Source organism: Methylobacterium sp. A54F (assembly GCF_053346035.1).
The window spans coordinates 97,486-121,583 of the sequence record NZ_JBKFBF010000011.1; the positions used below are offsets into that span (position 1 = coordinate 97,486).

16 protein-coding genes and 4 pseudogenes are annotated in these 24,098 nt (G+C 64.5%); 11 read left to right on the forward strand and 9 right to left on the reverse strand.

Annotated features, from left to right (window positions below; all coding sequences use genetic code 11):
- Positions 1-65: 65 nt before the first annotated feature.
- The 3 genes and pseudogenes from ACLBXP_RS18360 to ACLBXP_RS18370 all read right to left on the reverse strand — a co-directional run bounded on the left by ACLBXP_RS18360 (position 66) and on the right by ACLBXP_RS18370 (position 3,765).
- Positions 66-881, reverse strand: a pseudogene (locus tag ACLBXP_RS18360) (IS5 family transposase).
- A gap of 49 nt (positions 882-930) precedes the next feature.
- Positions 931-2,289, reverse strand: a pseudogene (locus tag ACLBXP_RS18365) (IS1182 family transposase); the annotation flags it as partial.
- A 360-nt stretch (positions 2,290-2,649) separates the two neighbouring features.
- Positions 2,650-3,765, reverse strand: coding sequence for a catalase family protein (locus ACLBXP_RS18370; protein WP_447669193.1), 1,116 nt, complete (start codon positions 3,763-3,765; stop codon positions 2,650-2,652).
- 232 nt (positions 3,766-3,997) lie between these two features.
- Here ACLBXP_RS18370 and ACLBXP_RS18375 point away from each other — a divergent pair, with 232 nt between their 5' ends.
- Together ACLBXP_RS18375 and ACLBXP_RS18380 are read left to right on the forward strand one after the other, a co-directional pair.
- Positions 3,998-5,080 carry a catalase family protein gene (locus ACLBXP_RS18375; RefSeq protein WP_447669194.1) on the forward strand — a complete coding sequence of 361 codons (1,083 nt, stop codon included), beginning with the start codon at positions 3,998-4,000 and terminating at the stop codon, positions 5,078-5,080.
- Between the two features lie 38 nt (positions 5,081-5,118).
- Positions 5,119-5,688 (forward strand): type 1 glutamine amidotransferase domain-containing protein, encoded by a 570-nt coding sequence (locus ACLBXP_RS18380; protein ID WP_447669195.1) that lies wholly within the window; start codon positions 5,119-5,121, stop codon positions 5,686-5,688.
- A 455-nt stretch (positions 5,689-6,143) separates the two neighbouring features.
- On the opposite strand, the gene ACLBXP_RS18385 is transcribed toward ACLBXP_RS18380, so the two are convergent.
- Positions 6,144-6,380, reverse strand: coding sequence for a hypothetical protein (locus ACLBXP_RS18385; protein ID WP_447669196.1), 237 nt, complete (start codon positions 6,378-6,380; stop codon positions 6,144-6,146).
- 211 nt (positions 6,381-6,591) lie between these two features.
- On the opposite strand from ACLBXP_RS18385, the gene ACLBXP_RS18390 reads away from it, so the two are divergent.
- Together ACLBXP_RS18390 and ACLBXP_RS18395 are read left to right on the forward strand one after the other, a co-directional pair.
- The gene (locus ACLBXP_RS18390) at positions 6,592-8,829 is read left to right on the forward strand and encodes a TonB-dependent receptor (protein WP_447669197.1); all 2,238 of its coding nucleotides are present in this window, start codon (positions 6,592-6,594) and stop codon (positions 8,827-8,829) included.
- 52 nt (positions 8,830-8,881) lie between these two features.
- Complete coding sequence (locus ACLBXP_RS18395) at positions 8,882-10,051, forward strand: PepSY-associated TM helix domain-containing protein (RefSeq protein WP_447669198.1); 1,170 nt, start codon at positions 8,882-8,884, stop codon at positions 10,049-10,051.
- Between the two features lie 396 nt (positions 10,052-10,447).
- On the opposite strand, the gene ACLBXP_RS18400 is transcribed toward ACLBXP_RS18395, so the two are convergent.
- On the reverse strand, positions 10,448-11,413 hold the full coding sequence (locus ACLBXP_RS18400; RefSeq protein ID WP_447669199.1) for a GlxA family transcriptional regulator: 966 nt from the start codon (positions 11,411-11,413) through the stop codon (positions 10,448-10,450).
- 117 nt (positions 11,414-11,530) lie between these two features.
- On the opposite strand from ACLBXP_RS18400, the gene ACLBXP_RS18405 reads away from it, so the two are divergent.
- The 3 genes and pseudogenes from ACLBXP_RS18405 to ACLBXP_RS18415 form a co-directional block, all read left to right on the forward strand.
- Complete coding sequence (locus tag ACLBXP_RS18405) at positions 11,531-12,208, forward strand: HD domain-containing protein (protein ID WP_447669200.1); 678 nt, start codon at positions 11,531-11,533, stop codon at positions 12,206-12,208.
- A 194-nt stretch (positions 12,209-12,402) separates the two neighbouring features.
- On the forward strand, positions 12,403-13,182 hold the full coding sequence (locus ACLBXP_RS18410; protein ID WP_447669201.1) for an alpha/beta fold hydrolase: 780 nt from the start codon (positions 12,403-12,405) through the stop codon (positions 13,180-13,182).
- Between the two features lie 216 nt (positions 13,183-13,398).
- Positions 13,399-14,007 (forward strand): annotated as a pseudogene (locus ACLBXP_RS18415) (oxidoreductase); the annotation flags it as partial.
- Positions 14,008-14,151: 144 nt separating this feature from the next.
- Here the strand turns inward: ACLBXP_RS18415 and ACLBXP_RS18420 are convergent.
- From ACLBXP_RS18420 to ACLBXP_RS18430, 3 genes are all read right to left on the reverse strand, one after another.
- Complete coding sequence (locus ACLBXP_RS18420; protein WP_447669202.1) at positions 14,152-14,934, reverse strand: cobalamin-binding protein; 783 nt, start codon at positions 14,932-14,934, stop codon at positions 14,152-14,154.
- Positions 14,935-15,467: 533 nt separating this feature from the next.
- On the reverse strand, positions 15,468-15,677 hold the full coding sequence (locus tag ACLBXP_RS18425; RefSeq protein ID WP_447669203.1) for a hypothetical protein: 210 nt from the start codon (positions 15,675-15,677) through the stop codon (positions 15,468-15,470).
- Positions 15,678-16,143: 466 nt separating this feature from the next.
- Entirely contained in the window at positions 16,144-16,623 is a 480-nt protein-coding gene (locus tag ACLBXP_RS18430; RefSeq protein ID WP_447669204.1) for an N-acetyltransferase family protein, read from the reverse strand.
- Between the two features lie 467 nt (positions 16,624-17,090).
- On the opposite strand from ACLBXP_RS18430, the gene ACLBXP_RS18435 reads away from it, so the two are divergent.
- From ACLBXP_RS18435 to pqqA, 3 genes and pseudogenes are all read left to right on the forward strand, one after another.
- A complete protein-coding gene (locus tag ACLBXP_RS18435; protein ID WP_447669205.1) occupies positions 17,091-19,304 on the forward strand; it encodes a TonB-dependent siderophore receptor in 2,214 nt (737 codons plus the stop codon).
- Positions 19,305-20,085: 781 nt separating this feature from the next.
- Positions 20,086-20,214 (forward strand): annotated as a pseudogene (locus ACLBXP_RS18440) (IS110-like element ISMmg1 family transposase); the annotation flags it as partial.
- A 200-nt stretch (positions 20,215-20,414) separates the two neighbouring features.
- The gene (gene pqqA, locus ACLBXP_RS18445) at positions 20,415-20,504 is read left to right on the forward strand and encodes a pyrroloquinoline quinone precursor peptide PqqA (RefSeq protein WP_447669206.1); all 90 of its coding nucleotides are present in this window, start codon (positions 20,415-20,417) and stop codon (positions 20,502-20,504) included.
- Between the two features lie 416 nt (positions 20,505-20,920).
- Here pqqA and ACLBXP_RS18450 read toward each other — a convergent pair whose 3' ends face one another.
- Positions 20,921-21,754 carry a S1 family peptidase gene (locus ACLBXP_RS18450; protein WP_447669207.1) on the reverse strand — a complete coding sequence of 278 codons (834 nt, stop codon included), beginning with the start codon at positions 21,752-21,754 and terminating at the stop codon, positions 20,921-20,923.
- 331 nt (positions 21,755-22,085) lie between these two features.
- On the opposite strand from ACLBXP_RS18450, the gene ACLBXP_RS18455 reads away from it, so the two are divergent.
- Positions 22,086-23,975 carry a methanol/ethanol family PQQ-dependent dehydrogenase gene (locus ACLBXP_RS18455; RefSeq protein WP_447669208.1) on the forward strand — a complete coding sequence of 630 codons (1,890 nt, stop codon included), beginning with the start codon at positions 22,086-22,088 and terminating at the stop codon, positions 23,973-23,975.
- Positions 23,976-24,098: the final 123 nt, after the last annotated feature.

Sequence of the window (24,098 nt, forward strand, 5' to 3'; positions counted from 1 at the left end):
CGCGGTCGGCCTGGATCGAGGTTTGATCGGGGGGGTTGGCCGAGGGGTTCCCCCGGCCGATCAGGCTAGAGGCTGTTACGAACTGCTGCGAAGTCGGCCGCCCTGCGGAGCAGTAGGACGCTGAAGGCGACGAGGTGCAATCCGGCCAAGGTGGCAGGTAGACGCTCGTAGTCGCGGGCCAAGCGGCGGAAGCGGGCCATCCAGGCGAAGGCGCGCTCGACCACCCACCGTCGCGGGAGCAAGACGAAGCCGCGCTTGGCCTCAGGTAGCTTCACGACCTCCAGAGCGATGCCGTGATCGGCCGCTGCCTTCGCCGCACGCTCGCCTGTGTAGCCCTGGTCGACCTAGGCGAGGTCGACGCTGTCACCGGTCGCCTCCTGCACGGCGTCGGCCAGCGCCGCTACAGCAGCGCGGTCATCGGCATTGGCGGGCGTGACGTGCAGCGCCAGCACTTGGCCGAGCGTATCGACGGCCGCGTGCAGCTTCGAGCCACGGGTGCGCTTGTGTCCGTCCCAAGCCGCGCGGGCGCCACTCTCGGGCGTCGAACGCAAGGTGCGGCTATCGAGCACGACAGCGGAGGGCTCCTCGGCCCGGCCTGCCGCTAGGCGCAACACGGCGCGCAGGTCGTGGACCAGGTTCTCGAAGCAGCCGGCCCGCAGCCAGCGTTGGGCCTGATCGTACACGGCGTGCCAGGGCGGCAGGTCGTGAGGCATCGCACGCCAAGCCACGCCATAGCGCACCACGTAGCGCAGCCCGTTGAACACGTCCCGCAGGCTGTGCTCGCGCTGGGCGGCGGTCTCGGGCAAAAGCGTCAGGTAAGGGGCGACCAAGGCCCATTCTTCATCGCTGACATCGGACGGGTAGGCGCGACGGGACTGCATCCCCCAGAAACTGGCGCACCAGCAGGTCCGTAACAGCCTCTAGTCTCGGCTGCCCCAGCGGGATCAGCTTGGCCAGCTTCCGCAGGTTCTGGGCGGCGGCCGCAAGGTGGAACTCGTCGCTGGCCCCGGCCGGCCCCCGCAACTGAAGCCGATCGAGCTTCAGGATCCGCTTGAGGTGAGCAAACAGCATCTCCACCTTCTTGCGCTCCCGCCGCGAGGTACGGCCCGCCTCCGAAGCGCAAAGGTCGCGCGCCATCTGCCGGGCGCCCTCGTGGATCGAGCGGGGAATCTTGCGGGCGGATGCGTTGGGGCAGCATCGTGGCTTCAGCGCGCAAGCTTCACAGTCGTGCTTGCTCGCGCGGTATCGCAGCATCCCGTCTGCGTCGACGAGCGGGGGCGGTGACCTGTAGACCTTCTGACGTTGCCGCAACTGCTTGCCGGCTGGGCAGGTGTAGGCATCAGCGCCAGGGTCGTAGGTGAAGGCTGATCGGCTGAAGGTACCGTCTCGGCGCTCGGACTTGTCGAAGACGGGGATGTGCGGCTCGATGCCCTGCTCGTGGACAAGCCAGCCTAGCATCGCGGCCGATCCGTAACCGCTGTCGCCGGCGAGCCGGGCTGGGTAGAGGCCGAAGTGCTCGCGCGAGCGCACGATCATGCGCTTGGCGGCCGTGACCTCGGCCTGCCGGATTGCGGTGGTCGGCTCGACGTCCACGATGACCGCGTGGTCGAGGTCGATCAGGTAGTTGGCCGCGTAGGCGAAGTAGGCCAGCCCGCCGTCCGCGCCGGTCCAGCGCGCGGCGGGGTCGGCGGGGGAAACAAGTTTAGGCACGACCGGCGTCGCGGCTCCGAACGCGGCGTCGTCGAGCACGGCCAGGTACTCCCAGGCGGCGCGGCTGACGCTCTCGAGTGGCAGGCCGTTCGTACCCTCGACACCCTTCTGCCGGTTGGCATCGGCCTTGATCAGGCTGGCGTCGACCGCGAAGCCCTCTCCGCCCACGAGCCCCTCGGCGATGCAGCGGGCGAGCACGGTCTCGAACAGGCGCCGCAGCAGTTCGCTGTCGCGGAAGCGGCCATGGCGGTTCTTGGAGAAGGTCGAATGGTCCGGCACCCGGCTGTCGAGCCCGAGCCGGCAGAACCAGCGGTAAGCGAGGTCGAGGTGAGCCTCCTCGCAGAGGCGGCGCTCGGAGCGGATGCCGAAGCAGTAGCCGATGAGCAGCATGCGGATCAGCAGCTCGGGGTCGACCGAGGGCCGGCCCGTCGAGCTGTAGAACGGTTGCAGATGCGCCCGTAGACTCGACAGGTCAACGAAGCGCTCGATGGCGCGCAGCAGATGGTCGGCGGGGACGTGTGTGTCGAGCGAAAACTCGTAGAACAGAGCACCCTGCTCGACTTGCCGAGGTCCCATCATCTGCTTCGATCCCCGTCTCTCGACAGGAGTGAATCACCTTACGATTAAGGTCGCAACACCCGAGTTTTTCAACAGAATCGATTAAGACCGGTCGGACCAGCAAGGTGTTCTTCGGTAGCTGCGCTGATCGGCTGCGGATTGGCAGAAGCACGCCCCGATCTGCAGCTGCAAACGCGGAGACAAAGGACTGCTTTGGAGAAGAGCAACCGGCATGCCCAACGGCTGGGTTGGGTCGGGAGCAGAAGGGCTGCTCGGGGTGAATTTCCGCTGATCCGCCTTCGAGCGGATTAGCGATGAAGCAGACATCGCCGTCGCGTCCGATCCCGATACCTACAGCAGTTGCAATTTCAGGATGTCGCTTCAGCTCACCGCGCCCGGCTCGTGGATCGGGCAGCGGTTGAACCGCTCGCGGAACTCGGCCGAATGCCTGTAGGGGGCGTTGCGGGCGCGGTTGATGTTGCCGAGAGGTCGGTGCGCTGCGAGGCCGGTCCACACGCTGAAGCGCATCTCCTCGTCCACCGCCTGGACCCGGGCGGGGTCCCAACTGTCCTGCGGCTGAACCCGGACAATCCCAACCCGCTGGAACGGTGCTTCGTCCTCCCTCCACTCCACCGTCGGGTCCTCGACCGGCTGACGCTCCAGGTCGCGGCATAGCTGAACCCGGAACTCCCAGATCCCCTCGATTCCGGCCATCTCCGACTGCACGGTCTCGCGGATCGCGTCAGGGCGGCCGGAGGCGTCGACCTCGGTGCCGGTTAGCGCCCTGAGAGCGGGAGACACGGGCGCCACCGAGAACTTCGCGATGTGGTCGCCGTAGCGGAACGGGGTGACCCTGTAGTAGGTCTCGCCGAGCGGATCGACGTTCGGCGCGCCACCGAGCGAGCCCAGCGTCGGGCTCTCGATGCCGACCGCCGTGAGCGCCTTGTTGACCCCGCTCAGCACGATTGAGGCGGCGACCTTCACGCCCTCGATGCGGTCGGTGGTCTTGGCCAGCAGCTTGAGGCTGCCGAGGAATTTCTCGGCGTTCGGCGCCTGGAAAACCGGGCCGTTGACCATAACGAAATCCTGCGTCGCTCCCTCCGCGTCCGGCAGGCGCTCGCCGGACACGTCCAGGACCTTCATGGCGAGGCCCCGCGGCAGGGAGACGGCATCGGGCAGGATGTCGCCGGCATTGGTCGACATCCGCAGGTAGACCTTGTGCTCGCCCGCCGTCGCGAACAGCCCTTGCGCAAGTTCAGGAGGCAGCCCCGCGTCGATGCGCAGTACGCCTTCCAGGATGCCGTGTGACTTGGCGTGGACCGAGCGCACCGCATGGCCGGAATCGTTCGCGACGGTCTCCAGAATTGTGTCGAAGGTTGCGTTGAGCTGCTCGATGGTCCGATCCTCGTCGGGCTTCACATCCTCGACGTCGGCGCTGTAGCGGACAGGTGCTTGCAAGGTTCGTCGTCCTTCGTCGTTCATCTCGGGCCAGAACATGCCTGACGGATCGGCGTTCCGGATTGCGCGCCGCTCAATTGCCCGTGAACGACCCGTTGGGAACGTCCGAGCCGGCTGGCGTTTGTCAGGACGACGGTCCGCCCGGACGCGCATTCCCGACCGTGTGGCCTCATGCCTTGAACGGTGCCGCTTCTGAAAGGCGCGCATTCGATGAAGCTCGGCAGCCTCTCTGCGCCTGGCCCGGGGGCGAGACGGAAAGTGAAGGACGAGCATGACCTACCTGCGTTTCGCGCCCGACATCGAGCAGCCCGCCCCGAACGAGCAGGAGACCATCGACGGCATCATTCAAGGTATGACCCAGCAGTCGCAGACGGTGGAGAAGCGCGAGCACCATGCCGTGCGCGCTAGCCACGCCAAGAGCTCGGCCTGCGTCACGGGCGAGTTGACGGTTGCCGCCGGCCTGCCGCCGGAACTGGCCCAAGGCCTGTTCGCGACCCCGGGTACGCACAAGGTGGCCGTACGTTTCGCCCAGGGTCCCGGCGAGACCCTCGGCGACCGGGTGTCCACCCACCGGGGCATGTCGATCAAGGTGTTCGGCGTGCCCGGCGAGAAGCTTCCCGGGCACGATGTGGAGACCCAGGACTTCGTGCTCGCCACCGGCACGACCTTCCCGTCGGGCACGGCGGCAGGCTTCCTGCGGGACGGCACGGTGATCGGCAAGTCGACCGGAATGCCGGAGGGCCTAAAGAGCGCCGTCTCGGCCGGCGCCCGCACGCTCAACAAGGTGCTCTACGCCTTCGGCACCGAGAGTGCCATGGCCGACTTCTTCGGCCATCCCTACAGCCACCCACTGGCGGACAGCTACTTCAGCCAGGCGCCGATGCGGTTCGGCGACTACGTGGCCAAGCTCGGCGCGGTGCCCGCGACGCAGGCGCAGCGGAACCTCGCCGAATGGCGCCTCGACCCGCACGGGGACGAGGACGGCTTCCGGCACGCTGCGGTCGCATTCTTCCGGGACGACGACGTGGTGTTCGAGCTCAAGGCGCAGCTCTGGGCGGATGCCGAGCGCCAGCCCATTGAGGACGCGTCGGTCGATTGGCCGGTCTCGATCAGCCCGTACCGCACGGTGGCGACGATCCGCCTACCTCGGCAGGACGCCTACTCCCCCGAGCGGGTGCGTTACTTCGACGAGGTGATGACCTTCCGTCCGGCGCACAGCCTCGCGGCGCACCGCCCGCTGGGCTCGGTGATGCGGGCGCGGCTCCAGGTCTACCGGGCGCTGAGCGACTTCCGCCACCGGGAGAACGGCGTGACCGCCGAGAACACCGCCTCGCCCGAGAGCATCCCGGCTTGAGCCCACCCCTTCCCACATCGCGCAGAAAGGAACGACCCATGTCCCTTCAGGGCAAGACCATCGCCATCCTGATCGCCCCCCGGGGAACGGAGGAGCCGGAGTTCACAAAGCCCCGCGACGCGCTGCTCGCGGCCGGCGCGACGGTAATGGTGGTCGGGCTTGAGGCGGGTGAGGCCGAGACGGTCAACAACGACCTCGACCCGGCTGGAAAGTATCCGGTCGACAAGGTCATCGACGGCTTGTCCGCCTCAGACTTTGACGGTCTCGTCATCCCCGGCGGCAGCGTGGGGGCCGACAAGCTCCGGGGCAGCGCGGCCGTGGTCGGATTCGTCCGGGACTTCTTTCAGCAGGCCAAGCCGGTTGGCGTCATCTGCCACGGGCCCTGGACGTTGGTGGAGGCCGACGTTGTGAAGGGGCGCAAGCTGACGTCGTTCCCGACCGTGAAGACCGACATCCGCAACGCGGGCGGGGAATGGGTCGACGCGGAGGTGGTGGTCGACAAGGGCCTCGTCACCAGTCGCAACCCTAAGGACCTGCCAGCGTTCTGCGCCAAGATCGTCGAGGAGTTTGCGGAAGGGCGTCATCCGGACCAAGCCCGCGGCGCCTGAAGCCATCTCAAGTCGGCTTCGGCATAGGCGAGCCCCGGCGCTCAATGCCGGTCGACCTAATACCGCTTTCCCAGACCAGCAGCCATCCGGTGCTGATGCACGCACCGGATGGCTGCTTTATGGAGCTCTGCTTCCTCACAGCAATGACTGGGTTGGGTCGTTAGGAGGCTGTCTCCTTTTCCGATTGTTCGTCTCCGAAGCAGACCGGCGGGTTTCGGCCAATTTCAGCCATTGGCAGTCCGTCCGCTTTTCCGGTTCTGCACCCGAATGGAGACCGGCAGAAATCCACCCTTCTGAGACGCTCACGCGCGCGATCCGCCGCGGCTGATGCTGGCCGAAAGCGGAACGACCGCTTCGGAGGAGGCAGGCCGGAAAGGCGGACGGCCTCCTATCGACCCAACCCAGCCTCTTCTGAGTCTCTCAGCGCTTCCCAAAAGCAACCGGTCAGCTGCTCATCAAGCCGGGAGGCAGGTCTTGGCCACGCGCGCGAGGTTGCCTCCGAGAATGCCGGCAGTCTTGTCGGGTGTGAAGCATGTGGGGAGGATGGCGGCCAAATCCGGCAGGCTCGTGCAGTTCGGCAATGCGCTCGAGCCGACCAGTGCCAACATGTCCGAACCGATCCCGACATCGGCTAAACCGACCACATCGGCCGTGCAGGCGATGCCCTCTGCCAGCGCATCGAGATCAGGCAACAATCGCCGTGCCTCACGTTACTGATCAGAGAGACCAGGCTCAAGGCGCAACAGCTAATAAATAGAATAATTTCAGAGTGCAAATGCGCAACACCCGGCCAGAAATCGCCTGTTTCCGCGCAGATACTGCACAGAAGACCATCCGCATCGATTTTGGGTGAAGCCTTCAAGAAGTACGGTCCGGCCAACAACTGCGTCGCCGAGGCCTTCGATGAGTGCGTCACCTGTACCCGGTACGCGACGGCTGATTGGAACCGCCCTTGCGGCCCTATGTTGGCCGCAGGCGGCGCAGGCGCAAGTTTCCGTTCAGCTGGACGAGATCTCCGTTTCCGGCCAACGAGTCGACAGCAATCGGCACGGCGCCGGCTTGCCCGGTCCGGGCGCCAGCGGCCGGCCTCCGCCCACCGGCACGGTGGGCCAGCCCCCGGCGCCCTACGCGGGTGGCCAAGTCGGCTCGGGCACGCGCCTCGGGGTTCTCGGCAATCGCGACGTGTTCAACACGCCGTTCAATGTGGCGGGCTATACCGAAAAGCTGATTCGCGACCAGCAGGCGAAGAGCCTCCTTGATGTGGTCGAGAACGATCCCTCGGTGAGGCCGATCGGCTCGCTCAGCGACGGCTACGGGTCGTCGGTCACGATCCGCGGCTTCATTCTTCAACCGGCGGATTTCGGCTTCGACGGCTTGTTCGGTATCGTCGATTTCCGGCGGCCCTTCATCTTCAACGCGGAGCGCGTCGAGGTTCTGAAAGGGCCGAGCGCCTTGATCAACGGCGCTGCCCCGAACGGGGGCGTCGGCGGCAGTATCAACATCATCCCCAAGCGCGCTTATGACGAGCCGCTGACCCGAGTGACCCCCTTCTTCATCTCGCAGGGCCAGGCCGGCGTCGCGGTCGATGTCGGGCGGCGCTTCGGAGATCGAGGGGAGTGGGGCGTGCGCGCCAACGGTGTCTACCAGAAGGGGGAGACGGCGATCGACAAGGAGCGCCTGGAGCTCGGCTTCGGCTCCCTGGCGGTCGACTATCGCGGCGATCGCTTCCGAGCCTCCTTCGATTTCGCCTATCAGGACCTGACCTACGATCGAAACCGCAGCTTCCTGTTCGTGGCGCCGGGTTTCACGATCCCGAGGGCACCACGGCTTTCACGCAACCTCGAACAACCCGGCGAATACCAGAAGACGCGCTCGTTCCTGGGCGCGACCCGGTTCGAGTACGATGTGACCGACGATACGACCGTCTACGCCGCCTTCGGATCCGGCGTGATCAACGAGGATGACGTTGGAAACTTTAAGACCCTGCTGTCTTCGGCGGGGACTTTCTCGAACACCTTCGTCCGGCAGAAGTTCGATAACACGACCTACACGGCCGAAACCGGTGTGCGCACTCGCTTCGATACCGGACCGATCCGGCACAACGCCTCGCTCGCAGTCACAGGCTACTGGAACGAGGTAAGCTATCCGGTTGCGGTGCAGTTCCTGCCCAGTCCCGCGCTGTCGAACATCTACGGCCCCGTGCCGATCGCGGTTCCGCCGATCGTAGACCGGAATATCGGCAATGCGCGCGGCACGTCGCAGACCTACCGGAGCATCGCCATCGCCGACACGTTCTCGTCCCTCGACGACCGCGTGTCCCTCACGGTAGGCGCGCGGGTCCAGCAACTCGCCGGAAAGGCCTTCAACTTCACGCCCGGCACCCCGACCTTCGGCCTTGCCACCTCAAGCTACAACGATACGGCCGTATCACCAGCGGTCGCGCTTGTCGTGAAGCCGACCGAGCGCCTCTCGGTCTACGGCAACTACGTCGAAGCCCTGGTTGCTCCGCCGGTATCGCCGATCGTTCCCAGCACCGTACTGCCGCCGATCGTTGCCGACCAGAAGGAGATCGGCCTCAAGTACGATTTCGGCTCGTTCGGCGCGAGCCTCGCCTTGTTCGAGATCAATCGGCCGAATGCTGTGCTCAATCCGGTCACGTTCGCGTTCTCCTCGGACGGGCTCCAGCGCAACCGCGGCATCGAGTTCAACGTCTTCGGCGAGCCCGTGCCAGGCATCCGCCTGCTCGGCGGCGTCTCAGCGATCGACGGGCGCCTCGTGAGGACGGCGGGTGGCGCGTTCGACGGCAACGTCGCGCCCGGCGTGCCCGACCTCACGTTCAACCTCTACGGGGAGTACGACCTGCCGTCATGGCTGCTGCCGGGGCTGACCGCGACGGGTCGCGTGATCTACACGGCCAGGCAATATTATGATCAGGGCAACACGCAGAGCATCCCCGACTGGACGCGCTTCGATGTCGGCCTGCGCTACACGTTTCTCGGATCATGGGGCAAGCCGATCACCCTGCGCGCGGACGTCGTGAACGTAGCCAACACGAACTACTGGAACTCCACCGCCTTCTCCGGGCTGCTATCGCTCGGAACGCCGCGGACCTACCTGCTCTCGGCACAGCTCGATTTCTGAACCTCACCCAGGTTCTCGCCATGAAGTAGCCAACGCAGTGGAGCGAATTCTGATGACCGCCGAAGCCCCGCGGCTGCGCGCCTTCCGGATCTGGTCAGCCGTCCATACCTGGACGAGCCTGATCAGCATGGTGTTCCTGTTGATGCTGTGTCTGACGGGCCTGCCGCTGATTTTCCACCACGAACTCGATCACCTGCTCGGGTACGAGCCGGCGGTCCCGGAACTCGCGGTCGGCACCCCATCACTCCCGCTCGATCGGTTGGTGGACGCGGCCACGGCGAGGAAGCCAGGCCAGGTCGTGCAGTTCGTCTTCTTCGAGAAGGACGAACCCGACACCATGCTGGTCGGCCTCGCCGCGAACCTGCAGAAGGTCCCGGGCGACAGCTTCGTCAACCTCGATCGCCGCACGGCGCAGGTGCTGACCGACGCGCAACCGGGTGCAGGCCCGATGAACTTCCTGCTGAAGCTTCATACGGACATGTTTCTCGGCCTGGGCGGTAAGCTGTTCCTGGGCGTGATGGGACTACTCTTCGTCGTCGCGGTGATCTCCGGGGTGGTTCTCTACGGACCTTTCATGAAGAAGCTGGACTTCGGGACCGTGCGCAAGATGCGTAGTGCCCGCATCAAGTGGCTTGACTGGCACAACCTGATCGGCGCTGCGACGATCGTCTGGGCCTTGGTGGTGGGAGCGACCGGCACCATCAACACCTGGGCCGATCTGATGCTCAAGCTCTGGCAGTTCGGTCAGCTGGCGGAGATGACGGCTTCCTATCGTGACCTGACGCGACCGGAGAAGCTCGTTTCGCTTGATGCCGCCGTGGCTACGGCGAAGGCGGCCGCGCCGGGGATGCGCCCCCAGCTCATCGCCTTCCCCGGCACCGCCTTTTCCAGCAACAATCACTACGCGGTCTTCATGGCAGGCAACACGCCTCTGACCGGGCGGCTGCTCAAGCCCGCGCTCATCGATGCTGGTACCGGCCAACTGACCGACATGCGCGAGATGCCTTGGTATGTGCAGGGGTTGTTCCTGTCTCAACCCCTCCACTTCGGCGATTACGGCGGCTTGCCGTTGAAGATCGTCTGGGCGCTCCTCGATATCGCGACGATTGTCATGCTGGGCAGCGGCATCTATCTCTGGCTCGCCCGCAGGCGTGCGGCGGCGCCGCGCGCGCACCTCGTCGCCACTGGCGTGTCCAACCTGCCCGGGGTCGGTTCGAAATGAGGTCTCATGGGAGGCGACCGGTCCGGACTTGGACCGCCCCCATCCTCCTTGGCGTCGCCACGCTCGTCGGCCTGCTCGGCGCGCTCATTGCCGACGGCTTGTGGGACGCTCTGGCCACCCTCCTTCTGTTGTCGATTCTAGCCTACGCGACGGCTCTCGGGCTCCGTTCGAACTAACCTTCCGCCCGAACAGAACTGCAGTCTTGAGTAGGCTGGAGCGCGACGTCCGTTCTGATGCCTCTGCTGCTCGGAAGCGGACAGGCAGAAACCCACCCATCAGAGACGTTCATCCGGGCGACCAGAGGCGGCCGATCCTGGCCGAAAGCAGCTGGTCTGCTTCCGGGTAGCCGCAGCGATGAAGCGGCTGCGCACAGCTGACTCGGCAATCAGTCCCCTATCAGCCGAGTGCGTGCCGACGCCGGTATTCGGCCGGCGTCGTGCCGACCCGGCGCATGAAGGCGCGCCGGAGCGTGTCGGCGTCGTGGAATCCACAGGCACCCGCAACCTGCTTCAGAGCGGCATCGTCGCTCTCGAGAAGGCGGCGGACGGCCTCGATCCGGACATTCTCCACGTAGGCAGCAGGAGTGAGACCAGTCTCAGCCCTGAACAGGCGCGCGAAGTGGCGTGGGCTCATCCCCGCCCGCTCGGCGAGGCGGTCGACGCTGTGATCTTCGGCTGGGCGCTTGGCCACCCAACGCTGCACCTCCTGCAGGGCCGACCGGCCGACCGGGGCGCTGACGCCTCGACGGCTAAATTGCATCTGGCCGCCGCCGCGCTTGAAGAACATGACGAGCTGAGCCGCGACCTGGCGTGCGATCTCTGCACCCAGGTCCTCCTCCACGAGCGCCAGGGCGAGATCGAGCCCGGCCGTGACCCCGGCCGCGGTTCGAAGAGGCCCGTCGAACAGGCAAATTGCGTCAGGCTCGACCGTTGCTTCAGGGAACCGCTCCGCCAGCGCCTCCGCCACGGCCCAGTGCGTCGTCACCCGGCGGGCGTCCAGTAGGCCCGCATGCCCTAGCAGGAAGGCCCCGCTGCAGACCGAGCCGTAGCGCCGGCAGCCAGCCGCGGCCCGCCTGAGCCAGTCCAGGAGATCGGCCCTGACCTGCAGTTCCTGTATCCGGGGTGCGCCTGCGACCAAGAGGGTGTCGAGCCGCGTCGGCTCGGCACTAGGCGCAACCAGATCCGCAACCAAGCCGCGCCCGGACGAGGTGGTGACGTGGCCAGGCTCCGTCCCGACGATGGCTAGGTCGTAGACCTCCCGACCGCTCTGGGCGTTCGCCTCGGCGAAGACGTCAAGCGGGCCGGCCACGTCGAGGAGCTGAACACCGGGAAGCGCCAGGACGGCGACGGATCGGGGGACCATGCTGGCTCCATGGCTGAAGATGCGCGCACGATGGCAGGAATCATCGTGACAAGGCAATTGCCGACATCCGCAAAGCTCCGTAGCTCATCGTGACACTCGACGCAAAGGAGATCCGACGTGAGCATCCAGTCCGAAGCTGCCGTTCCCGACAGCGCTCTCGCCAAGGCGATCACCGAATTCGTCCGCGACACCGAGACCGAACTGCTCTTCAACCATTCGAGCCGGGTCTATCAGTTCGGCGCGCTCGCCGGCGTCCATCGCGGGCTGAGCTTCGACCGCGAGTTGCTCTACGCGGGCGCAATGTTCCACGACCTCGGGCTGATGCCGGATTACAGGAGTGCCGAGGAGCGCTTCGAGGTGGACGGGGCCAACGCGGCTCGCGACTTCCTGAAGGCGCACGACGTGGCGGAGGCGGACGTCTACACGGTTTGGACCGCCATCGCGCTCCACACCACGTCCGGCATCCCGGTGCACATGCACCCGGTTGTCGCGCTGGTCACGGCCGGCGTCGAGATGGACGTCCTCGGCCTGACCTATGCCGAGTATTCGGACGCCGAGCGGGAGGCGGTCGTCTCGGCCTTCCCCCGCACGCCCGACTTCAAGGAAGACATCATCCAGGCCTTCTACGATGGCATCCGGCACAAGCCGGACACCACCTTCGGCAACGTCAAGGCCGACGTGATCGCCGATAAGGAGCCGGCCTTCCGCAAGGGGAACTTCTGCAGCGTGATCCGGACCTCGCGCTGGCCCGGCGGCGCGCATGCACCGGGTTGCGGATGCGAGCAGCACGACTGAGCCGCCCTCTCGCTCGACGGCATGTTGCCTTCACCTTCGGGCGCTGCGCGAGGTTGGCCTACTGATCGGAGACCAGGGCAGCAGGGGCTCGTTCATGGGCGAGCACCGGCGAGCATTGGACGTATCCTCGCCGCGTCGACGACGAATATGGACGGCAAGTCCTGCACCAGTATCCCGGATCGGAGACACCCGCCATGATGAGCCGTCGAAGCGTGAACCGTTCCCTGGTCGCCACCGCGGCTGCCGCGCTGCTTCTCGGAACCGCGTCGGCCGAGGATCTTCCGCGAGCCCGCAACGTCGTGCTGGTGCACGGGCTCTTCGCCGATGGCTCGTGCTGGTCGGAGGTGATCCCGCGGCTGCAGGCGGCGGGCTTGAACGTGACCTCGGTGCAGAACCCGCTGACCTCCTTCGAGGAGGCGCTCACCTCCGCGCGGCTCGTGCTGGCCCGGCAGGAGGGACCGACCGTGCTGGTCGGTCACTCGTTCTCCGGGATGATCGTGACCGAGGTCGGCGTCGACCCGAAGGTGTCGGCGTTGGTCTACGTCGCAGCGCGCGCGCCGGACGCGAACGAGGATTATACGGCTCTGGCGAAAGCCTACCCGACGCCACCCGCCTCGGCGGGGATCGTATTCGACGGAGATGAAGGGCGCCTCAGCGAAGCAGCCTTCCTGAACGACTTCGCCGGCGACCTACCGGTGGACAAGGCCAGGGTGCTGTTCGCGGTCCAGCAGCCCTTTCGCAAGGCCCTGCTGATGGGCAAGACGACCCAGGCGGCCTGGCGGTCGAAGCCGAGCTTCTACGCGGTGTCGACCGAGGACCGGACCATCGACCCGGACCTTGAACGGTTCATGGCCAAGCGGATGAACGCGCGGACTGTGGAGCTCAAGGCGAGCCATCTGTCCCTGATCTCGCAGCCGCAGGCCGTCGCCGACCTCATCCTTGAGGCAGCAGGCCGTCCGCCAGGACATCCCTGAGCGAACGCCTGCGTCCGTCGAGACATGGTGCGACAGCCGGAGAGCATTGAGCCGCGGCACGTCGCCTGCACGGAAGCGACCACCATGCGCGGGCAGACTATGCCCGAACACGGGTGCAGGACCGATCACGTCCGGGAGCGGGGCTTCCGATGGATACGAGAACCGTGACAGTTGGCCTGGTGGCCCCTCGCCGGTCCCAGGCACTGGATATCGTCGGGCCCGCTGACGCGTTCGCGCAACAATGCCGGCTACGGCCACGAGGGCGTGATGGAAGAATCCTCGCTCGAAGAGCTGCGACGCCAGTTCGACGCCAACGTCTACGGCGCGGTGGCCATGGCGAAGGCCGTGCTTCCAGGCATGCGGGCGCGCCGGTCAGGACACATCGTCAACGTCACCTCGATGGGTGGCTTCATCACCATGCCCGGCATCACCTACTACTGCGGGAGCAAGTTCGCGCTGGAGGGCATCTCCGAGGCGCTCGCCAAGGAAGTGAGGCACCTCGGCATCTGGGTGACGGCGCTGGCGCCCGACCAGTTTCGGACCGACTGGGCCGGTCGCTCGATGGCGCGCACGCCGCGCAGCATCCCCGACCACGATGCGGTGATGGACCCGATCCGGTTGGCACGGCAGGCCAAGAACGGCAACCAGCCGGGCGATCCGGCGCGGGCGGCACAGGCGCTCCTTACGCTGGTGGCGGCCGAACACCCGCCCGTGCCCCTCTACCTCGGCGAGGACGCGCCCCAACTCGTGGTCGACAAAATGACCGCCCTGCAGGCCGAGATCACTACCTGGGAGGAGGTGTCACGCTCGACCTCGTTTCGGTAAGCCGCCGCCGGACCGTTTGGGCCGCCGGGTGGTCACACGCCGTCGGCAGGCACGATCCCAAATCGACGGCGGAACCTGCACGAGCATGTCATGGCCCATTCCCATGCCCATGAACGTCGACCTAGTTCGGCGCGGTTCGACGACTTATCGGGGGGCAAGGGCCTGCAGGATCGCGTCGAGCCCATCGGTGAGCGCCGCCGGTCCTGGCTGTAGGATGAGCGGCGACTTGATCTCGACAATCCGTCCCTCCACGACCGCCGGCATCGACGTCCAACCGGGCCGCGACGCGATGCGGGACGACGCCACCTTCTTCCCGCACCAGGATGCAAGGATGACCTCCGGCGCGGCGGCCAACACCGCCTCCGGCGTAACGATGCGGTTCTTGGCCGCCGGCTCCTTGGCGAGGTCGGGGAAGACGTCGTCACCGCCCGCGATGCCTACGAGCTCGGACACCCACCCGATGCCGGAAATCAGCGGCCCGTCCCATTCCTCGAAGTACACCCGGGGTCGTGGACCTCCGCGCGCTTGTCCGGCGACCGTCGCCAGCCGTTCCTCGTAACCACGAGCCAGCGCCTCGGCGCTGTCTCCCGCACCGACGAGGGCGCCCACCGTCCGGATCATGGCGATGATGCCGGCCACGTCCCGCTGGTTGAAGAGATGGACTGCGACACCGGCCCGGGCGAGGTCGGCCACGATGCCGGCCTGCATGTCCGAGAAGGCCATGACCAAGTCCGGTGCGAGTGCGAGGATCTTGGGGATGTCGGCGCTGGTAAAGGCCGAAACCCGGGGCTTCTCGCGACGCACCTGCGGCGGGCGGACGGCGTAGCCGGAAACGCCGACGATCCGGTCCTGCTCGCCCAGCAGGTACAGGGTCTCGACGGTTTCCTCGGTGAGACAGACAATTCGTTCAGGCGGGAAGCGACGCATGCCTACCAATAGCGTAGGTGACCGCGTGATGTCCTCCGGACCATCTGTCATGGCAGGCGCATGCGAACGGCGCCGGAGCCTCTTAGACGAGTGCCGGGGATGGGAACACGGGGAGCCGGCAGGACTTGGATTGCGCGTACGCGTCCCCCAACGCGACGTCGCCCTTTCCCCCGGCCCGCCATCATGACCGTCGTCCGAGCCCAGGTATACGCCTCGTCGAACGGCGACCGGCAGTTCCTTTGCCGTGGGGAGAACGTCGAGGACGTGTTCGTTGCCCACGAGCCGAACGGCTCGTCCGGCGGTACGCCCTCCCGGAGCGCCCGACGTTCCTTGCCTCCAGGCACGGGACGCCGGAGCGTCGGGCGCTTCTGGGCATGATCGGCGCGCTGGCGGACCTCGGCAGGGCCAGCCGGCTTTCCTCCGCCCAGGGTCCCAAGCCGGCCGCGGCCGGCGCCGAGCCGACGCCGGGCGAAGGTGCTTCGACCAAGCCTTGAACCCACGCGGCGGATCGAACCTACCGCCGGGCCCGTCCCCTATCGTAGGGTCGGAGACTCGCCGGGCTTGAGGTGGGGGTCGCCACCATCGGGGCCACCCTGCGACACGTGGTCGTTGAGGCGGCCCAGGTGCTCGAAGACATGCTCGAAGGCATCGGTCACGGCCCGCTCGAAGGAGCCGTCCCCCTTGCCCTGCGCGTTCCTGAGAGCGCTCAGCAGCGCGCGGTGCTTCTCGGTATCCGTCGGCATCGCGTTCCTCCTGCCGGTTTCGGCACCGGTTCGGAGATCCAATCTGCCGGTGCGATGCCGGTTCCCCACGGCACCGTTGCCCGACCCATTCACGCTACAGCTTCGGCGGTGCGGACGGGGCTCTCCGTCTCCGCCCTGTGAAGGGCGCCCGGTCCGAGGCGGGACCTGCCGCGTCCGCGGCAAGGACGGCCCTGACCTCGTGGAAGCCGTGCATACGTCGACCCTGCCCAAAGCTCCTGCCAGCCGGCGCTGATGCGGTTGCCTGGGCAGCGGCCTGACACGAACCCTCGACTGTCCGCTTACGCTGCAGAATTGAGCGGAAGCGGACTGGCAGATAACCACCCTGAGCAGCCCACCTGCTCCCGACCCATGCCAGTCCTCCGGACCGTCGTTGGCGCTTCCCTGAAGCGGCCATTCATCGACGTTCCAACAACATCGGCTTGGGCCAGTCTCCGGACGCGTTGACTTAGACTTGGACGCGTTTCGTCATCTCAATATTCTCAACAGGGCTTCCGCACTCCATGCCGGGATAGCTGCGTACCTCTATCCAACCATGACGAGCATAGAACGCGCGTGCTCGGGTGTTGAACCCACGCACCTCCAGTCGCACCACAGGATGAACATGCGCGACTTGCCGTTCGGCCGCATTGAGCAGCTTCGATCCAACACCCCCATTCCAGTAGGCGTGATCGACGTGCAAGCCGGCAATTTGATCGGCCTCGACGTGCATCATCCCGACCAGCACATCGTCACGAACAGCGACGATGAAGCTTCGCCACTCGTTCTCAGCGTGCAACCGCGCGGGGTCGAACGAGGCGAAGGCCTGCACCGCCTCGAACGGAAGTTCAGGAGCCCAGGTGACAAGCCACGAGCGCCGCAAGAGCCGGACGAGAGCAGGCACGTCACTCTCATGGGCAGGACGAAGAGTAATGCTCTCAGACGCCACTTGCGCTCCTTGGAGCGGCCCCGGTGCCGCATAGCCTCACTTAACCACGACAGTCATTCAAGCTGACCGCCAACGGTACGAAAAGGTACGTGGGCGGGCGGGACCGCGACGTCCGCTCCAACGCCTTTACCGCTCGGAAGCGGACCGGCAGAGAACCAACCCAACTTAGACGTTCACCTAGGTCCTCGCGGCGGCCGATGCTGGCCGATGGCAACTGGTCTGCTCCTAGCAATGAAACCAAAGAAGCAGAACTTCGTGGAGGCTCAGACCGCCGCCCGGTTGAACCAAGGAGAGCTGCGGCCGCGGTGAGGGCGCTTGTGTTCAATCAGCCACAATCGCCGCGGAACCGGTCCTCAGATTTTAACGCTTCTAACTCACTGGGATTAATGCGAATTTTCGATTGTCAGATCAAGCTTGGCCGGTCAGGAAAGTTCCAGATCGTAAGAGTACGTGTCTGAGGTTTCCCTATGCCCCGCTTGCGCCCTTCCACTCGCTTCGCGGCCGCTGTTGCCCTTGCCCCGTTTGCAGCCGCCGGTGCCGTTGCCCAAGATACCGCAGTCCGTTTGAACGAGATTGCGGTCGAAGGTGTCGCCACGGGTCAGGGCGAACCGAGCGGCGTCAATCTCAGCGGGGGCGATGGCGGTACGGCTGCTACGAGCGGTGGCGGGGGCGGTCCCTCTGGTGTTACTGGCTACGTCGCTCGGGTGGCCACGACCGCTACGAAGACCAACACCCCCCTGATCGAGGTGCCGCAGTCGGTCTCCGTCCTCACCCGCGAGCAGCTCAACGACCGCAACGTCCAGACCTTCACCGACGCGATCAACTACGTCCCCGGCGCCATCAGCGCCCGGTCGGGCTTCGACCCGCGCTTCGACCAGATCTTCATCCGCGGCTTCGACGTGCTCACCAACCAGGGCATCTACCGCGATGGTCTGCGCGTGATCGGCAGCGGCTTCTCCTATCCGAAGAGCGAGCCCTACGGCGCGGAGGCACTAACCATCCTGCGCGGCCCCGCCTCCGGCCTCTACGGCCTGGGATCGCCCGGCGGCATCCTCGACATTACGACCAAGCGTCCGGTCTTCGTGCCCTTCGGCGAGGTGCAGTTCCAGGCCGGCAACTTCGACCGCTTCCAGGGCAACTTCGATGTCGGCGGCCCCGTCCCGGGCTCGGATGGCACCCTGGCCTACCGCCTCACCGGCCTGCGGCGGGAAGCCGGCACCTTCATCGGCCTAGGCACCACCGACGACCAACTCTACCTCGCGCCCGCCTTCACCTGGAAGCCGTCAGCCGACACCACCTTCACGTTCCTGAGCGAGTTCCAGGTCACCAACACGCCAGCGGCGACGTTCTTCTACAACGACCCGGGCTTCCGAGTGACCAACTTCTACCAGGGTGACCCGCGCTTCATCGGTCTCGATCAGACGCAGTACCGGGTCGGCTACGCCTTCGAGCACAAGTTCACGCCGGATCTCATTTTCCGCCAGAACTTCCGGCACTACGGACTGTTCCTCGTGGGCAAGTACGTCGACATCAATAACATCAACGAAGCGCGCACGATCGGTACGCGTGACACGGGCTACATCCGCGCGGGCTTGGTGCAGCAGACGCTGGACAATCAGCTCGAGGCGCGCTTCGCCACCGGCCCCATCGCCCACACCGTGGTCGGCGGCGTCGACTACGCCCGGTACAGCCTGAGCCAGCGCTTCGGTTTCGGTCTGGCCCCGGACCTGAACCTCGTCACGCGGAACTATGGCCAACAGTTCATCGCGACGCCGGACCTAGGACCTGCTTCGCGCCAGAGCCAGGACCAGATCGGCGTCTACCTGCAGGACCAGGCCAAGTTCGGCGATTTCATCCTGACGCTGAACGGGCGCCACGATTGGGTTTTCCAGAACAGCTACGCCACACCTGACAGCGCGGTCTCCCGCCAGGACAATTCTGCCTTCACCGGCCGCGTCGGCCTGGGCTACGTTCTGGCACCGGGCATCGTGCCCTACGCCAGCTACGCCACGACCTTCACGCCGCAGGTCGGCTTGGACAGGAACGGCCAAGCGTTCAGGCCGGCCACCGGCGATCAGATTGAGGCGGGGGTGAAGTACCTGATCCCCGGCACCAACATCCAGGCTGCGTTCGCGGGCTTCGAGATCAACCAGTCGAACATCCTGATCCCCGACGCGACCAACATCGCGTTCCAGACTGCCGGCGGCGCCGTACGCTCGAAGGGTTTCGAGGCCGAGGCCACAGCCAACATCGCGCCGGGTACGAACCTGACGATTGCCTACACCCACGTCGACATCCGGTTCGTGAACTCGACCTCGTTCGCCGGCGAGTCCCTCAACGGCAATCGCGTCTCGGGCATTCCGGCGGACACCTATGCCTCGTTCCTGACGTATGCCTTCCCCCCCTCGTCGCCGCTGCGCGGTCTGCAGATCGGCGGCGGCATTCGCTTCATCGGGACGAGCTTCGCCGACGATCAGAACACGGTGCGCAATACGGCCGTAACGCTCTACGACGCGCTGCTAGCCTACGACTTCGCGGCCCTGGACCCGAAATACAAGGGCTTCCGAGCGCAGATCAATGCCTACAATATTTTCGACCGGAACTACACGACCTGCTCGTTCGGCTTCTGCAATTTCAACCAGCCGGCGAGGGTCATCGGCAGCCTGATTTATCGCTGGTGATTTGGACCAAAGCAAAATGCGACCTTGGCTCTCGGGTAGGACGTCCTCATTACAAGACCTGACGCCTTGTCAGAGAGCCATGCTGTTTCAACTCGCCGAAGCAGGTTCTCTAACGGCGGTGAGCAGCGATCAGATGCGCACAATCGCCTCTCTTCACAGGCGAGGGCTGCTGCGGTCGGGAGGACGCAAGCTGAGTAGGCGGCGCCCGTACGTGATGTGGGCTTGCACGGCTCTCGCCGCTCGACTGCTACAAGAAGCAAAGACGAACGCTTCCGAACTCTCGTTGTCAAAGGGATAGAGGAAGTTGCCTCCCGGGCGACCCACGAAGGCCTTTCTCGCGCCCACAGTGCGAGGCAGCCTGCTGCTGAATGCCCCCCTCCGAGGGGACGCCACTCCGGCTCGAATGTCCGGTATGGGCGCCAAGCCGAACGTCCGGTTTTGCGCGCGATGGCAATCCGGGGTGACGTAGTTTGGCCGAAAGCGGTCTGGCGGCTTTCGGTTGCGCGAGGCGCTAAACCGGACATCGCAGCGTTCTCGTGCGGGCTGCCGACGGATACGTTTTCTCGACGTTTGAATTTCCGACGCGGTTTTTCGACAGAATCCGGCAGCCTCGGCGGGTGCAACATACATGGCCAGCATTTGTCGGTAAAACGATCGGTTTTCTGACATTAACATCTACACTACTTTTAGTTGTATTTTTGAGTAGTTCGGGGAATAGAACAGTGAGTCTCGGCCACGATGCCGACCCCTACGCAAAAACGGTGCACGGATCGACTTGTAGCTGCGACGCCTGCTGGCGCGGGCGCATACCAATACAGCCGCCGTTGCGCTGACAGCGAAGATGACCCTCGCCGTTTGGGCACTGCTGCGCCACGAACACATCTGGAAGGCAGCAATCATTGCCGCCTGAACCCAATTTGGCCGACACCCGCGGAAGCAGCAGTACAAATTCGACTTACAAACCATCGGAAAGGGGTGGTCTCGCCGTCTCCTATCCACGCGTTAAAAACGGCTTCGAGAGGAACTCTAAATGAAAAATAATTCTAGATCCTATTGGCAGGCCTCGTCGCGGTCCTTAAGTGATGGCAGTCGTCAATCATGGAGATCATTATGGCTTGGACTGCTCCAATCGTTCAGGAAATTTGCGTCGGCATGGAAGTCACCAGCTACGAGTCGGCTGAGATTGATACTTTCAACTGAGCTGTTTGTTTTGACAGACTTAAGGGGATGGGTTGTAAGCCCGTCCCTTTTTTCGTTACTATAGATCAATCCGGTCTGCTGTCGCACTGGCCGTGCTCTGGCCGAGAGCAAGTCGATATTTTGATTTGTATCAGATCGCCGGACAAGAAAATGTACAGTCGATGCTACCCATTAGCCGGGGGGCTGCATTGCCAATCACCTCGTTGTTATGGTCCTTTGATGTTCTGGCCTACTCGCGATCGTGAGATCTGCCTGTTTTTACCACTATTTCAGTGAACTCGATTTGATACGGGTGCTTGCCGCATGCGACAGGATTTGAATATCATAGATAATTACGATCGAGAGTTTTTCTCTAACCATCAGTGCGGTGACTAAAATATTCATCTAAAATTATCGTTTATGGCATAATAAGCTCATTAAGGAAGGAGCGGGGCGCCTGCTTCTTTGCGCAGGGTCGAGAGTAACTGACCTTCGAATATTAGAGCCGAACCGTAGTGGAATTCGGGATCGAAGGCGCGCTTGGCGTTCATCACTGATGAAGCGCTCTGCATGGCAATGAGGCGACCTGCCTCGTCGAACAAGCCCGAGCCTGAACCACCGTAGCCGTCGTTGCAGTCGTGTCGGACTCGACGGATCCCGTCCTCGCTGGGCGGATCGATCCGGCGGATCATGCAATGCTCGAGGCTTGTTGCGCCGCGGTAATTCTCGTGCCCCGCAGGCGAGACTATGGTGACGGGCAGCGACACATCGCCGGTCGGCAGATCATGGGGATCCGGTAGAGGTTGAGGAATGGCATCTGCTGGCTGTGTCAGCCGCAAGATCGCCCAGTCGTCGGTAATGTGCAGGCTGCGTGCGTTTGCCGCAGTCCCGAGTAGGAGGCTGCTAGGCACGAAATCATAGTTGCGCCCGGCGATTTGGAAGTAGCAGTCCGAGATTGATCGAGTCACTCCGAGCTTCCGATCACGGAAGTTATGGGCGTTCAGCACGACGATCGATGGATCGGCGATCAGCCACGCCGCGGCAGCCTTCTGCGGAACGCCATCGGGCCGGTGACACCACAGCATTCCAGCGCCCTTGTAGCGCTCAAAATCGGCGCTCGTCAGATCACGCCGCTCATCGTGTGGATACAGGGCCGCCAGACGGAATGGCTCGGCGGCAGCAGAGCCAAATGCGGACAATGTTGTGATCAGCGCCACGGCTTGAAGCAGAAAGCTGTGCCGCCTTGGGCACCGCAACCGAGCAAATTTCATCACGACCTCCTGAGCGCCGCGGTACTGTCGGCCGGCCATTCGTGACGGGCAATAAGCGGCGGTCAAGCAGACGCCATGCGTCTAATCGCGCCGCTTTGCATTGCCAAATCATCCTGCTTCTAAAACTCTGAATTCCTAGAGACATGCCAAGCATTGTTTGATAGGAGTCGAGAGCACAAACGGATGTAATAAATGTTTCATAAGAAATACTGTCCTTATGTATTTCTGAAAATTTCGCATCCGGCGAGGTATTCTCAAGTTTATCTCGCATAGCAACAATGACAACGGCCGCGAAGCCGCGAGGCCGGACGGCTCGGTGAGGAGATGCATGATGAGGACGAGAAGGCTCACGCGTTCGGTCTCGACCCTGGCGATCCTGGCGATGGCGCCGGTCGCCATGGCGAGCATGGCTGTTGCCAACGACAAGCTCATCGAGCAGTCGAAGAGCGACGAGAATTGGGTAATGCCCGGCAAGAACTACGACTCGAACAACTTCAGCGACCTGACGCAGATCAACAAATCGAACGTCAAGCAGCTCAAGCCGGCCTGGACCTTCTCGACCGGCCTGCTCAACGGTCACGAGGGCGCGCCGCTGGTTGTCGACGGCAAGATGTACATCCACACCTCGTTCCCCAACAACACCTTCGCCCTCGGCCTCGACGATCCGGGCCACATCCTGTGGCAGGACAAGCCGAAGCAGAACCCTGCCGCCCGCTCGGTCGCCTGCTGCGACCTCGTCAACCGCGGGCTGGCCTACTGGCCCGGCGACGGCAAGACGCCGGCGCTGATCCTGAAGACGCAGCTCGACGGCAACGTCGCCGCCCTCAACGCGCAGACCGGCGAGACGGTCTGGAAAGTGGAGAACTCCGACATCAAGGTCGGCTCGACGCTGACGATCGCCCCCTACGTGGTGAAGGACAAGGTGATCATCGGCTCCTCGGGCGCCGAGCTCGGCGTGCGCGGCTACCTCACCGCCTACGACGTGAAGACCGGCGCCCAGGTCTGGCGCGCCTACGCGACCGGTCCGGACCAGGACCTGCTGCTCGCCAAGGACTTCAATATCCACAACGCTCATTACGGCCAGAAGGGCCTCGGCACCTCGACCTGGGAGGGCGACGCCTGGAAGATCGGCGGCGGCACCAACTGGGGCTGGTACGCCTACGACCCCGGCACGAACCTGATCTACTTCGGCACCGGCAACCCGGCGCCGTGGAACGAGACGATGCGTCCCGGCGACAACAAGTGGACCATGACGATCTTCGGCCGCGACGCCGATACAGGTGAAGCCAAGTTCGGCTACCAGAAGACGCCCCACGACGAGTGGGACTATGCCGGCGTCAACGTGATGATGCTCTCCGAGCAGAAGGACAAGGACGGGAAGATGAGGAAGCTCCTCACCCACCCGGACCGCAACGGCATCGTCTACACCCTCGACCGGACGGACGGGACGCTCGTCTCGGCCAACAAGATCGACGACACCGTCAACGTGTTCAAGTCGGTCGACCTGAAGTCCGGCACCCCGGTCCGTGATCCGGAATACGGCACCCGGATGGACCACCTCGCCAAGGACATCTGCCCCTCGGCGATGGGCTACCACAACCAGGGCCACGATTCGTACGACCCGAAGCGTGAAGCCTTCTTCATGGGCATCAACCACATCTGCATGGATTGGGAGCCCTTCATGCTGCCCTACCGGGCGGGTCAGTTCTTCGTCGGCGCGACGCTGAACATGTATCCCGGCCCTAAGGGTGACCGGCAGAACTACGAGGGACTTGGCCAGATCAAGAGCTACAACGCGATCACGGGCAAGTTCAACTGGGAGAAGATGGAGCGCTTCGCGGTCTGGGGCGGCACCACCGCCACCGCCGGCAACATCGTCCTATACGGAACCCTCGACGGCTACATCAAGGCGCGGGACTCCGACAACGGCGATCTCCTCTGGAAGTTCAAGCTGCCGTCGGGCGCCATCGGCTACCCGATGACCTACTCCCACAAGGGCACGCAGTACGTCGCCATCTACTACGGCGTCGGCGGCTGGCCGGGCGTCGGGCTCGTCTTCGACCTGCAGGATCCGACCGCCGGCCTCGGCGCGGTCGGCGCCTTCAAGAAGCTCGCCAACTACACCCAGATGGGCGGCGGCGTGATGGTGTTCTCGCTCGACGGTAAGGGCCCGTACGACGACCCGAACGTCGGCGAGTACCAGCAGGCTGCTGCGAAGTAAGAACGCTCCGGGGTCTGCCGGCTTGTGGGTCGGCAGACCCTACCCTCGAACGAGGTTTCGTCCGGACCACGCCATGGTCCGGCACCGCGGCACCCGAACAAGAATCAGATCAGGGAATGAAAC

Excerpts from the sequence above, each read along its gene's own strand:
- ACLBXP_RS18370 (WP_447669193.1), bottom strand. The coding sequence starts at position 3,765 with ATGTTCTGGCCCGAGATGAACGACGAAGGACGACGAACCTTGCAAGCA.
- ACLBXP_RS18375 (WP_447669194.1), top strand. The coding sequence starts at position 3,998 with ATGACCTACCTGCGTTTCGCGCCCGACATCGAGCAGCCCGCCCCGAAC.
- ACLBXP_RS18380 (WP_447669195.1), top strand. The coding sequence starts at position 5,119 with ATGTCCCTTCAGGGCAAGACCATCGCCATCCTGATCGCCCCCCGGGGA.
- ACLBXP_RS18390 (WP_447669197.1), top strand. The coding sequence starts at position 6,592 with ATGAGTGCGTCACCTGTACCCGGTACGCGACGGCTGATTGGAACCGCC.
- ACLBXP_RS18395 (WP_447669198.1), top strand. The coding sequence starts at position 8,882 with ATGACCGCCGAAGCCCCGCGGCTGCGCGCCTTCCGGATCTGGTCAGCC.
- ACLBXP_RS18400 (WP_447669199.1), bottom strand. The coding sequence starts at position 11,413 with ATGGTCCCCCGATCCGTCGCCGTCCTGGCGCTTCCCGGTGTTCAGCTC.
- ACLBXP_RS18410 (WP_447669201.1), top strand. The coding sequence starts at position 12,403 with ATGATGAGCCGTCGAAGCGTGAACCGTTCCCTGGTCGCCACCGCGGCT.
- ACLBXP_RS18420 (WP_447669202.1), bottom strand. The coding sequence starts at position 14,934 with ATGCGTCGCTTCCCGCCTGAACGAATTGTCTGTCTCACCGAGGAAACC.
- ACLBXP_RS18425 (WP_447669203.1), bottom strand. The coding sequence starts at position 15,677 with ATGCCGACGGATACCGAGAAGCACCGCGCGCTGCTGAGCGCTCTCAGG.
- ACLBXP_RS18435 (WP_447669205.1), top strand. The coding sequence starts at position 17,091 with ATGCCCCGCTTGCGCCCTTCCACTCGCTTCGCGGCCGCTGTTGCCCTT.
- pqqA (WP_447669206.1), top strand. The coding sequence starts at position 20,415 with ATGGCTTGGACTGCTCCAATCGTTCAGGAAATTTGCGTCGGCATGGAA.
- ACLBXP_RS18450 (WP_447669207.1), bottom strand. The coding sequence starts at position 21,754 with ATGAAATTTGCTCGGTTGCGGTGCCCAAGGCGGCACAGCTTTCTGCTT.
- ACLBXP_RS18455 (WP_447669208.1), top strand. The coding sequence starts at position 22,086 with ATGAGGACGAGAAGGCTCACGCGTTCGGTCTCGACCCTGGCGATCCTG.